Source organism: Pseudomonas sp. BS3767, from assembly GCF_900099665.1.
In the GTDB taxonomy this organism is placed as follows: domain Bacteria; phylum Pseudomonadota; class Gammaproteobacteria; order Pseudomonadales; family Pseudomonadaceae; genus Aquipseudomonas; species Aquipseudomonas cerasi.
In genome coordinates, this window is sequence record NZ_FNCX01000010.1 from 114,555 (window position 1) to 126,402 (window position 11,848).

13 protein-coding genes are annotated in these 11,848 nt (G+C 57.0%); all 13 read right to left on the reverse strand.

Going from position 1 to position 11,848, the window contains the following annotated elements; genetic code table 11:
- Window positions 1–97: 97 nt before the first annotated feature.
- Window positions 98–523: a F0F1 ATP synthase subunit epsilon gene (locus BLR16_RS24075; RefSeq protein WP_003413751.1), complete on the reverse strand. Its 426-nt coding sequence runs from the start codon at window positions 521–523 to the stop codon at window positions 98–100.
- 43 nt (window positions 524–566) lie between these two features.
- On the reverse strand, window positions 567–1,946 hold the full coding sequence (gene atpD, locus BLR16_RS24080; protein WP_002555982.1) for a F0F1 ATP synthase subunit beta: 1,380 nt from the start codon (window positions 1,944–1,946) through the stop codon (window positions 567–569).
- Window positions 1,947–1,973: 27 nt separating this feature from the next.
- On the reverse strand, window positions 1,974–2,834 hold the full coding sequence (atpG, locus tag BLR16_RS24085) for a F0F1 ATP synthase subunit gamma (protein WP_003367855.1): 861 nt from the start codon (window positions 2,832–2,834) through the stop codon (window positions 1,974–1,976).
- Window positions 2,835–2,884: 50 nt separating this feature from the next.
- The gene (gene atpA / locus BLR16_RS24090; RefSeq protein WP_002555984.1) at window positions 2,885–4,429 is read right to left on the reverse strand and encodes a F0F1 ATP synthase subunit alpha; all 1,545 of its coding nucleotides are present in this window, start codon (window positions 4,427–4,429) and stop codon (window positions 2,885–2,887) included.
- A gap of 21 nt (window positions 4,430–4,450) precedes the next feature.
- Window positions 4,451–4,987, reverse strand: coding sequence for a F0F1 ATP synthase subunit delta (locus BLR16_RS24095; RefSeq protein WP_003315956.1), 537 nt, complete (start codon window positions 4,985–4,987; stop codon window positions 4,451–4,453).
- A gap of 12 nt (window positions 4,988–4,999) precedes the next feature.
- Entirely contained in the window at window positions 5,000–5,470 is a 471-nt protein-coding gene (locus BLR16_RS24100; RefSeq protein ID WP_002555986.1) for a F0F1 ATP synthase subunit B, read from the reverse strand.
- 57 nt (window positions 5,471–5,527) lie between these two features.
- On the reverse strand, window positions 5,528–5,785 hold the full coding sequence (gene atpE, locus BLR16_RS24105; protein ID WP_002555987.1) for a F0F1 ATP synthase subunit C: 258 nt from the start codon (window positions 5,783–5,785) through the stop codon (window positions 5,528–5,530).
- Between the two features lie 138 nt (window positions 5,786–5,923).
- Entirely contained in the window at window positions 5,924–6,793 is an 870-nt protein-coding gene (gene atpB, locus BLR16_RS24110) for a F0F1 ATP synthase subunit A (protein WP_003315954.1), read from the reverse strand.
- Window positions 6,794–6,809: 16 nt separating this feature from the next.
- Window positions 6,810–7,217, reverse strand: coding sequence for a F0F1 ATP synthase subunit I (locus BLR16_RS24115; RefSeq protein WP_002555989.1), 408 nt, complete (start codon window positions 7,215–7,217; stop codon window positions 6,810–6,812).
- A gap of 146 nt (window positions 7,218–7,363) precedes the next feature.
- Complete coding sequence (locus tag BLR16_RS24120; protein ID WP_003432741.1) at window positions 7,364–8,236, reverse strand: ParB/RepB/Spo0J family partition protein; 873 nt, start codon at window positions 8,234–8,236, stop codon at window positions 7,364–7,366.
- A gap of 9 nt (window positions 8,237–8,245) precedes the next feature.
- On the reverse strand, window positions 8,246–9,037 hold the full coding sequence (locus tag BLR16_RS24125; RefSeq protein WP_002555991.1) for a ParA family protein: 792 nt from the start codon (window positions 9,035–9,037) through the stop codon (window positions 8,246–8,248).
- 18 nt (window positions 9,038–9,055) lie between these two features.
- On the reverse strand, window positions 9,056–9,700 hold the full coding sequence (gene rsmG, locus BLR16_RS24130; RefSeq protein WP_003367844.1) for a 16S rRNA (guanine(527)-N(7))-methyltransferase RsmG: 645 nt from the start codon (window positions 9,698–9,700) through the stop codon (window positions 9,056–9,058).
- Window positions 9,697–11,589: a tRNA uridine-5-carboxymethylaminomethyl(34) synthesis enzyme MnmG gene (gene mnmG, locus BLR16_RS24135; RefSeq protein ID WP_074809083.1), complete on the reverse strand. Its 1,893-nt coding sequence runs from the start codon at window positions 11,587–11,589 to the stop codon at window positions 9,697–9,699. Before mnmG ends, rsmG begins: the two co-directional genes overlap by 4 nt.
- Between the last annotated feature and the right edge of the window lie 259 nt (window positions 11,590–11,848).

Sequence of the window (11,848 nt, forward strand, 5' to 3'; positions counted from 1 at the left end):
GACCGAAGGCGGGCTGACTTGAAAGAGGAAATCTGAAAAAAGAAAAAGGGTAGCCGAGGCTACCCTTTTTCTCAATCGCGCATCGAGTGCAGCGGGGTTAGCCGCCGAACTTCTTGCGAATTTGCTGAACGGTGCGCAGCTGAGCTGCAGCCTCGGCCAGACGAGCAGTTGCAGATCCGTAATCGAAATCTGCGCCCTTCTCGTTCAGGGCCTTCTCGGCAGCCAGTACGGCAGCCTGAGCAGAAGCTTCATCCAGGTCGGCAGCACGTTGCACAGTATCGGCAAGCACCTTGACCATGTTCGGCTGAACCTCAAGGAAACCACCGGAGATGTAGAACACCTCGGCTTCCCCACCCTGCTTGATCAAGCGGATCGGGCCCGGCTTCAGATCAGTGATCAGCGGCGCGTGGCCTGGAGCGATACCGATATCACCCAGGTTGCCGTGCGCAATCACCATCTCGACCAGACCGGAGAAGATTTCCCCTTCCGCGCTGACGATGTCGCAATGGACTGTCATAGCCATTTGCTTGCCTCAACCTAATAGCGCCCGTTGCCGGGCGCCGGGATTACAGTTTCTTGGCTTTCTCGATCGCTTCTTCGATGCCGCCGACCATGTAGAACGCTTGTTCTGGCAGGTGGTCGTAGTCACCGTTGAGGATGCCTTTGAAGCCAGCAATGGTGTCTTTCAGGGAAACGTATTTACCCGAAGCACCGGTGAAGACTTCTGCCACGAAGAAAGGCTGGGACAGGAAGCGCTGGATCTTACGAGCACGGTTAACCAACTGCTTGTCGGTCTCCGACAGCTCGTCCATACCCAGGATCGCGATGATGTCTTTCAGCTCTTTGTAGCGCTGCAACACGTACTGAACGCCGCGAGCGGTGTCGTAGTGTTCCTGGCCAATGACGTTCGGGTCCAGCTGGCGCGAAGTCGAGTCCAGTGGATCTACCGCCGGGTAGATACCCAGGGAAGCGATGTCACGGGACAGTACGACGGTGGCGTCCAAGTGGGCAAACGTGGTCGCTGGCGACGGGTCAGTCAAGTCGTCCGCTGGTACGTATACGGCCTGGATCGAGGTGATCGAACCATTCTTGGTGGAAGTGATGCGCTCTTGCAGAGTGCCCATCTCTTCAGCCAGGGTCGGCTGGTAACCTACTGCGGAAGGCATACGGCCCAGCAGCGCGGATACTTCGGTACCGGCCAGGGTGTAACGATAGATGTTGTCGACGAACAACAGAACGTCGTTACCTTCGTCACGGAACTTCTCGGCCATGGTCAGGCCGGTCAGTGCTACGCGCAGACGGTTACCCGGCGGCTCGTTCATCTGACCGTAGACCAGTGCCACTTTGTCCAGAACGTTGGAGTCCTTCATCTCGTGGTAGAAGTCGTTACCCTCACGAGTACGCTCACCCACACCGGCGAACACGGAATAACCGCTGTGCTCGATGGCGATGTTACGGATCAGTTCCATCATGTTTACGGTCTTGCCGACACCGGCACCACCGAACAGACCGACTTTACCGCCTTTGGCGAACGGGCAGACCAGGTCGATAACCTTGATGCCGGTTTCCAGAAGGTCGTTGCCGCCTGCCTGCTCAGCGAAGGACGGTGCAGGACGGTGAATGCCCCAGCGCTCTTCGGTGGCGATCGGGCCAGCTTCGTCGATCGGGTTGCCCAGCACGTCCATGATCCGGCCCAGCGTCGCTTTACCGACCGGTACGGAGATGGCTGCGCCAGAGTCTGTTACTTCCAGACCACGCTTCAAGCCCTCGGTGGAGCCCATCGCAATGGTACGAACCACGCCGTCGCCCAGCTGCTGCTGAACTTCCAGGGTGGTTCCTGCCGCGCTCTGAACTTCCAGCGCGTTGTAGATACTCGGTACGCTATCGCGTGGGAATTCCACGTCGATCACGGCGCCGATGATTTGAACGATACGTCCGCTACTCATTAGCTGGTTCCTCTAATATTTGAACCGTTAAACCGCGGCAGCGCCGCCGACGATTTCCGAGATCTCTTGGGTGATCGCTGCCTGACGCGCCTTGTTGTAGATCAGCTGCAAATCGCTGATCAAATCACCGGCGTTGTCTGTGGCGTTCTTCATCGCGATCATCCGCGCTGCTTGTTCAGCTGCGTTGTTCTCGACCACCGCCTGGTACACCTGCGATTCCACGTAGCGAACCATAAGGCCGTCTAGCAGCTCTTTGGCATCGGGTTCGTAGAGATAGTCCCAGTGGTGCTTGAGCCCTTGATCCGGGGTTGCCACCAGCGGAATCAATTGCTCCACTGTTGGTTGCTGGGTCATGGTGTTGATGAACTTGTTGGATACCACGGACAGGCGATCAATACGGCCATCCAGGTAGGCATCCAGCATCACCTTGACGCTGCCGATCAAGTCGTTGATCGACGGCTCTTCGCCCAGGTGGCTGATCGCAGCGACGACGTTACCGCCGAAGTTGCGGAAAAATGCCGCACCTTTGCTGCCGACCACGCACAGATCGATCTCTACACCGTTTTCACGGTTCACCGCCATGTCCTTGACCAGAGTCTTGAACAGGTTGGTATTCAAGCCACCACACAGACCACGGTCACTGCTCACTACGACATAACCGACGCGCTTAACAGGGCGCTCGATCATGAACGGGTGGCGGTACTCCGGGTTGGCGTTTGCCAGATGACCAATCACCTGACGAATGCGCTCCGCGTAAGGACGGCTAGCAGCCATGCGCATTTGAGCCTTGCGCATTTTGCTGACCGCCACTTTTTCCATGGCGCTGGTGATCTTTTGCGTGCTTTTGATGCTCGCAATCTTGCTGCGAATCTCTTTTGCGCCTGCCATGTAACACCTATCAGGTTAGCAAGCGGGAGCCTTGCGGCCCCCGCTGCGGCTTACCAGGTTTGGGTGGCCTTGAACTTCTCGATGCCGGCTTTCATGCCAGAATCGATTTCGTCATTGAAGTCACCCTTCACGTTGATCTTCGCCATCAAATCGGCGTGATCGCGGTTGAAGTAAGCAATCAGCGCTTGTTCAAAGCTGCCGATCTTGGCGATTTCGACGTCAGTCAGGAACCCACGCTCAGCGGCATACAGCGACAGCGCCATGTCAGCGATCGACATTGGTGCGTATTGCTTCTGCTTCATCAGCTCGGTAACGCGCTGACCATGCTCAAGTTGCTTGCGGGTCGCCTCGTCCAGGTCAGAAGCGAACTGGGCGAATGCCGCCAGTTCACGGTACTGAGCCAGAGCGGTACGGATACCACCGGAAAGCTTCTTGATGATCTTGGTCTGAGCGGCACCACCCACACGGGATACCGAAACACCGGCGTTCACAGCCGGACGGATGCCGGAGTTGAACATCGCCGATTCCAGGAAGATCTGACCGTCGGTGATGGAAATCACGTTGGTCGGAACGAACGCGGAAACGTCGCCAGCCTGGGTTTCGATGATCGGCAGTGCGGTCAGGGAACCGGTTTTGCCGGTCACTGCGCCGTTGGTGAACTTCTCTACGTATTCTTCGGAAACACGCGATGCGCGCTCCAGCAGACGGGAGTGGAGATAGAACACGTCGCCTGGGTAAGCTTCACGGCCTGGTGGACGGCGCAGCAGCAGGGAAATCTGGCGGTAAGCCACTGCTTGCTTGGACAGATCGTCATAAACGATCAGCGCGTCTTCACCGCGGTCGCGGAAGAACTCGCCCATGGTGCAACCCGAGTACGGTGCAAGGAACTGCAGCGCTGCGGATTCGGAAGCACTTGCAGCCACGACGATGGTGTTAGCCAGTGCGCCGTTCTCTTCGAGCTTGCGAACAACGTTGGCAATGGTCGATTGCTTCTGACCGATTGCTACGTAGACGCAGAAGATGCCGCTGTTCTTCTGGTTGATGATTGCGTCGATGGCCAGAGCGGTTTTACCGATCTGACGGTCACCGATGATCAGCTCACGCTGGCCACGGCCGACAGGAATCATGGCATCGACAGCCTTGTAGCCAGTCTGTACAGGCTGGTCTACCGACTTACGCCAGATCACGCCTGGAGCAACTTTCTCGACCGCATCGGTCTCGGTGTTGTTCAGCGGACCTTTGCCGTCAACTGGGTTACCCAGTGCATCGACAACGCGACCCAGCAGTTCCTTACCAACCGGAACCTCGAGGATGCGGCCTGTGCACTTGGCGCTCATGCCTTCAGCCAGAGTCGTGTAAGCGCCCAGTACAACGGCACCCACGGAGTCTTGCTCAAGGTTCAGCGCCATACCGTAGACACCGCCCGGAAACTCGATCATTTCGCCGTACATTACGTCGGCCAGACCATGAATCCGCACGATACCGTCAGACACGCTGACGACTGTGCCTTCGTTACGGGCTTGGGAGGTTACATCGAGCTTGTCGATGCGACCCTTGATGATTTCACTTATTTCGGAAGGATTGAGTTGCTGCATTGCTCTGCTGCCCCTTCAAACTCAAGATTTCAATGCTTCGGCTAGTTTCGCGATCTTGCCACGAACTGAGCCATCGATAACCAGGTCGCCGGCGCGGATGACGACACCCCCTATAAGAGAGGCATCCTCCGCAGCATGCAGGCGCACTTCCCGGCCGAGCCGTGCACTGAGAACCTTGGCGAGTTTGTCTTGCTGTTCTTGGTTCAATGCGAAAGCACTGGTGACATCCACATCGACCGATTTTTCCTGCTCGGCCTTGTACAGGTCGAACAGTTCGGCGATCTCCGGCAAGAGCGGGAGGCGGTCGTTTTCAGCAACGACGTGAATGAAATTCTGTGCCTTGGCATCGAACTTTTCGCCACACACTTCAATAAAAGTGGTGGCCTTTTGTGCGCTCGTCAGTCGCGGGGCCTTGAGCATGCGCTGCATGGTGTCGTCTTGCGACACCGCAGCAGCCAGGCCGAGCATGGCTGACCAATTGGCCAGCTGCTGGTGGGCCTGCGCATGCTCGAAGGCCGCCTTCGCGTAAGGTCGGGCCAACGTGGTCAGTTCTGCCATGATCGCCCTCGCTTAAATTTCAGCAGCCAGTTTGTTAACCAGCTCCGCGTGCGCGTTTTGATCGATTGTGGCACCCAGAATCTTCTCTGCGCCATTGACTGCCAGGCTACCCAACTGGGCGCGCAAGGCATCTTTGACACCGTTCAGTTCCTGCTCGATCTCGGCCTGAGCCTGAGCCTTCACACGGTCAGCTTCAACGCGTGCCGTTTCACGGGCTTCGTCGACAATCTGGGTACCGCGTTTCTTGGCTTGCTCAATGATCTCGGCTGCTTGAGCTTTAGCTTCGCGCAGTTGTTGACCCGCTTTTTCTTGGGCCAGCTCCAGGTCGCGAGCTGCTCGGGAAGCAGCGTCCAGTCCATCCGCGATCTTCTTCTGACGTTCGTGCAAAGCCGCGATGACCGGAGGCCACACGAACTTCATGCAGAAAATCACAAAAATGAAGAACGCAACGGACTGGCCAATCAGGGTTGCATTAATGTTCACGCCAACACCTCGCTCGTTCGTTGTCCATCACACCAATCAACTCGAAAATTCGAGTGATCAGCCAGCGAGTTGACCAACGAAGGGGTTCGCAAAGGTGAAGAACAGAGCGATACCAACACCGATCATGGTCACGGCGTCGAGCAGGCCCGCAACGATGAACATTTTAACTTGCAGCATTGGAACCATTTCCGGCTGACGCGCTGCGCCTTCCAGGAACTTGCCGCCCAACAGGCCGAAACCGATTGCAGTACCCAGTGCGCCCAGGCCGATCAACAGTGCAACAGCGATAGCGGTTAGACCAACTACAGTTTCCATCTTTCCTCCCGACTTTTACGTCGTATTGGTTAGGTTTTTTTAATTGAAGCGGTAAAACAAAATCGTTTCTACATCAGCCCTTGCGGGCACCGCCTCGCCAGTGGCGAGACGGTCATCAGACGCGTCCTGAGACGAATCTCAATGGTTATCTTCGTGAGCCATCGACAGGTAGACGATGGTCAGCATCATGAAGATGAACGCTTGCAGGGTGATGATCAGGATGTGGAACACAGCCCACGCCCACTGCAGCACTACACCCAGACCGCTGAGCCACAACAGACCGCTGCCGAACATCACGGCGATCAGAATGAAGACCAGCTCGCCAGCATACATGTTGCCGAACAGACGCAAAGCCAGGGAAATCGGCTTGGCGATCAGCGTCACGAATTCCAGCAGGAAGTTGACCGGGATCAACAGCGCCTGAACGAACAGGTTCTTGCTGCCAAACGGGTGAAGGGTCAGTTCGCCGATGAAACCGCCGATGCCCTTGACCTTGATGCTGTAGAAAATGATCAGTGCGAACACGGACAGGGCCATGCCCAGCGTGGCATTCGGGTCAGTGGTCGAAACGGCACGGAACGGAATGTGCGAGTCACCCGAGATCATCATCGCCAACTGTGGAATCCAGTCCACCGGTACCAGGTCGACCGCGTTCATCAGGAATACCCAGACGAAAATGGTCAACGCCAGTGGCGCGATGACCGCGCTGCGGCCGTGGAAGCTGTCTTTCACACTACCGTCGACGAACTCGACCAGCACTTCGACGAAGTTCTGCAGTGCGCCAGGCTGGCCGGAAGTTGCCTTCTTGGCCGCCATGCGGAAGATCAGAACGAAAATCAGACCCAACGCAACCGACCAGCCGAGGGTATCGACGTGGAAGGCCCAGAAACCCATTTCCTTGGCTTCCGCTGCGGTGTGGGCAAAGCCCCATTCGCCATTGGGCAGGTGCCCGAATGTAAGGTTCTGCAAGTGGTGCTGGATATAGCCCGAAGCTGTTTGCTCTGCCATGGTTGCCTCAAACGCCCTAAGGTCTCGAAAGTCTTGTTCTCGTAAGCAGGGGAGCGAACCAGTTGACCACCTGGATCAACATGAACACGCCGAATACAGCCAGCGGCGCCAAAGGCTTCACACCTGCGAACGTCAATGCAAAAAGCACTGCCGTGAAAATCAGTTTGCCTGCCTCGCCGGCGTAGAACGACCGAACGATGGCTTGCGCTGCTCTGGCCCCGGAAAACCGGAATGCCTTGTGAGCAAAGTATAAATTGGGTAGCCAGGCTATCAGGCCTCCGCAGAGTCCCGAATATCCTGCAACGACTCCTTGCCACTGCCACAGCACCAATGCGGCCATGAGCAGCACGATCAATTGAGCCAGCAAAAGCGGGAAAACCGCCAGGCGATAGAACGGCAAGCGGTCTGGCATGCGGGATTCCATCGCAACTGCTCCTTTGATGTCGGTCGCCATAATCAATAACTTGGCATAATTTGTGCCGACAAAATGCGCGCAGAGTATAGGGGCGGTTAAGCCCCTATTCAACAGTCGGGTAGTGATTTCCGACTATACGCTACAGAGCAATTGTTTCAGCGGATGTGAGCGAGCACTCCCTGAAGCTCGTCCAGCGAGTTGTAACGGATGACCAATTGCCCTTTGCCCTTCTGACCATGACGAATCTGCACCGCAGAGCCCAGACGCTCGGCCAGACGCTGTTCCAGGCGGCTGATGTCCGGGTCGGTCTTCACCGGCTCGGCAGCCTCTGCCTTGCCGCTCAGCCACTGCCTGACCAGTGCTTCGGTCTGGCGCACGGTAAGCCCGCGTGCGACAACGTGTCGCGCACCTTCGACCTGCCGATCTTCACCCAAGCCGAGCAAGGCACGCGCATGGCCCATTTCCAGGTCACCATGAGACAGCATCGTCTTGATGGCCTCCGGCAAGGCAATCAGGCGTAACAGGTTGGCGACACTGACTCGCGACTTGCCGACGGCATCGGCCACCTGCTGCTGGGTCAGTTGAAACTCCTGCTGCAAGCGCTGCAGCGCCATGGCCTCTTCGATCGGGTTGAGGTCCTCACGCTGGATGTTCTCGATCAGCGCCATCGCAATCGCGGTTTCGTCCGGTACATCGCGGACCATCGCCGGGATCGTCTCGACACCTGCCTGCTGGCTGGCACGCCAGCGACGCTCGCCCGCAATGATCTCGAAGCGGTTGTCACCGATAGAACGCACCACGATCGGCTGCATCACGCCCTGCGACTTGATCGACTGCGCGAGCTCTTCGAGTGCCTGCGGGTCCATGTCACGGCGCGGCTGGTACTTGCCGCGCTGGATCAGGTCCAGCGGCACATGCTGCAACTCACTTGGCGGGGCCTTGACGGCCTGTTCTTCCAGCGAACTGACGGTTGGACTGCTCAGAAGCGCGTCCAACCCACGTCCGAGACCTCGTTTCTTGACGGCCATGGGAATTCCTTAGGTTGGCTGAGCGGTTTTTGCGCCGCGACGTTGACGACGAACCAGTTCACTTGCCAGGGCCAGATAGGCCAGCGCACCGCGAGACGACTTGTCGTACGCCAGCACGGGCATGCCGAAACTCGGTGCCTCGGCCAGACGGATGTTTCTCGGGATCACGGTGTCGTACAGCTGCTCGCCGAAATGTTCCTTGAGCTGCGCCGAAACGTCGTTGATCAGGCTCAGCCGCGGATCATACATGGTGCGCAGCAGGCCTTCGATTTTCAGCTGCGGGTTGAGCAGTTCAGCAATACGCTTGATGTTATCCACAAGGTCGCTGAGACCTTCGAGTGCAAAGTACTCGCACTGCATAGGGATAATTACGCCGTCTGCGGCGACCAGCGCGTTCAGGGTCAGCATCGACAGCGAAGGTGGGCAGTCGATGAGAATGTAATCGTAATTCTCGCGGATGGGCGCCAGCGCATTGCGCAGACGACTCTCTTTCATCTGCATTTCCAGCAGAACCACTTCGCCCGCCGTCAGATCACGGTTGGCCGGAAGCAGTTGATAACCACCGTGCTCGGAAAACTGCATGGCCTCGCCCAGATCGCATTCGCCGATCAACAGGTCGTAGACGGAGTTTTCCAGGTTGTGTTTATCCACACCGCTGCCCATGGTCGCGTTGCCCTGGGGATCGAGATCGATCAGCAGCACACGGCGCTTGGTCGCGACCAGCGATGCGGCGAGGTTGATGCATGTGGTGGTCTTGCCGACCCCACCTTTCTGGTTCGCTATCGCGAATACCTTAGCCATTCTTGCTTGTGTTCCCAGTCATGCCGTGCGGCGCAGTATCAGCAGATGGCGTTGGCCTTGGCAACCCGGAACGGTCAAGGCGTGTGCGCTATCGAGGTGAAAATCCGAGGGCAATGCTACCAGCTCATCGTCAGGATGCAGCCCTTTCATTGCCAGCCAGCGTGTATTGACGTCGCCCATGTGACGCGTCCAGCCGGTGAAGTCTTCCAGGCTGCTGAATGCACGGGAGATGATCCCGTCGAAAGGCACTTCGGGCTGATAACTTTCTGCACGGCTGTGGATAACTTCAAGATTATCCAGTTTCAGCTCAAGTTTGACCTGGGTCTGAAACCGGGTTTTCTTGCCATTGCTGTCCAGCAGCGCCACTTTGCGCTCCGGAAACAGGATGGCCATGGGAATGCCGGGCATCCCACCGCCGCTGCCAACGTCGATCCAGCGCGTACCTTCGATGAAGGGCACCACACTGAGACTGTCGAGCAGATGCCTCGATACCATTTCGTCCGGGTTGCGTACCGCAGTCAGGTTGTAGGCCTTGTTCCACTTGATCAACAACGCCAGATACGCCAGCAATTGCTCGTGCTGGGCCGGGCTGAGGTCAATCCCCAATTCCCGGGCACCGGTGGATAACTCTTGGGCGTGTTGCGGGGTGACCATAGAACTCAAGCGCTTTGCTCCAACTGACGGCCCGCGCCGCGTTTTTTCAAATGGATCATCAACAGCGATATCGCTGCAGGCGTGACGCCGGGGATACGCGATGCCTGTCCGAGTGTTTCCGGACGAGTTATCCCCAGCTTGCTTTGGATTTCTTTCGACAGGCCGGAGATCGCGGCGTAATCGATGTCTTCCGGCAGATGGGTGTCTTCACTGGCGCGCAGACGGGCAATTTCGTCCTGCTGGCGATCAATGTAACCGGCGTATTTTGTCTTGATCTCTACCTGCTCGGCGACCTGGGGGTCGATGCAGCCCTGGCCAGTGATTGAAATCAGGCTGGCGTAATCGATTTCCGGACGGGTCAGCAGGTTGAGCAAATTGTATTCGTGGGTCAGTGGCGTGCCGAAGTGTGCAGCAATCGCATCGCCCTGCTCGGTACCGGGACGTACCCAGGTACTTTTCAAACGCTGCTCTTCCAGCTCGATGCTTTCACGCTTGGTGCAGAACGCAGCCCAGCGGGCGTCGTCGACCAGGCCCAGTTCGCGGCCTTTTTCGGTGAGTCGCAAATCAGCGTTGTCTTCGCGCAGGATCAAACGGTATTCGGCCCTGGAGGTGAACATCCGGTAAGGCTCTTGCGTACCGAGCGTGATCAGGTCGTCGACCAGAACGCCGATGTACGCTTCATCGCGACGCGGGCACCAGCTGTCTCGACCCTGTGCGCGCAGCGCGGCATTGGTCCCGGCCAGCAAACCCTGGGCACCGGCCTCTTCATAACCGGTCGTGCCGTTGATCTGGCCTGCGAAGAACAGACCGCCGATGACCTTGGTTTCCAGGCTGTATTTCAGATCACGCGGGTCGAAATAGTCATATTCGATGGCGTAACCAGGACGAACGATGTGTGCATTCTCCATGCCGCGAATCGACCGGACGATCTGCAGTTGCACATCGAATGGCAACGACGTGGAGATACCGTTCGGGTACAGCTCGTGCGTGGTCAATCCTTCCGGCTCGATGAAGACCTGATGGCTTTCCTTGTCGGCAAACCGGTGGATCTTGTCTTCGATCGACGGGCAGTAACGCGGACCAATACCTTCGATCACGCCCGAATACATCGGCGAGCGATCGAGGTTGGACGCAATGATTTCGTGAGTCCGCGCGTTGGTGTGCGTAATCCAGCAACTGACCTGCGGCGGATGCTGTTCCTTGTTGCCCAGGAACGACATGACCGGAATCGGTGTGTCACCTGGTTGCTCGGTCATCACCGAAAAATCCACAGAACGTCCGTCAATCCGTGGCGGGGTCCCGGTTTTCAGGCGGCCGACGCGCAGCGGCAGTTCACGCAGTCGTTGCGCCAATGCGATCGAAGGAGGATCACCTGCCCGACCGCCCGAATAATTTTGCATACCGATGTGGATAAGTCCGCCAAGGAACGTACCTGTGGTCAACACCACTGAATCGGCAAATATGCGCATACCCATCTGGGTCACGACGCCGCGCACTTGATCCTGTTCAACGATCAGGTCATCGCAGGCTTGCTGAAATATCCACAGATTCGGCTGATTTTCCAGAGTTTCACGAATGGCTGCCTTGTACAGCACGCGATCTGCCTGCGCACGGGTGGCACGTACGGCCGGCCCCTTGCGGCTGTTCAGCACGCGGAACTGGATACCGCCCTTGTCAGTAGCCATGGCCATGGCGCCGCCCAAGGCGTCGATTTCCTTGACCAGATGGCTTTTACCAATACCACCGATGGCCGGGTTGCAACTCATCTGGCCGAGTGTTTCCACGTTGTGGGTCAGCAACAGGGTTTTGACACCCATGCGTGCCGACGCCAGTGCGGCCTCGGTACCGGCATGACCGCCACCGATGACGATCACTTCAAAACGGGAAGGGAAATCCACCACGCACCTCGTGCCTGTTGTCGATGAGAAATTGGGATAGCTGACAAGTATAGGGACTTACCCCACATGAATGAAACCCGTTGGACAAAATTTAACCAGCTGTGGAAAAGTCGCGGATAAAGAAAATAAAAAGGAAAGAAAGTTTATAAAGCCTTGTTTTTATGTTTATTCTTACTGAGCTACCTTTCTGTGGATAGATCTCTACGAGCCTTTATTTTCAATGTGTACAGAGATTCAAAAGTCTGTGTTCATGTGGGGA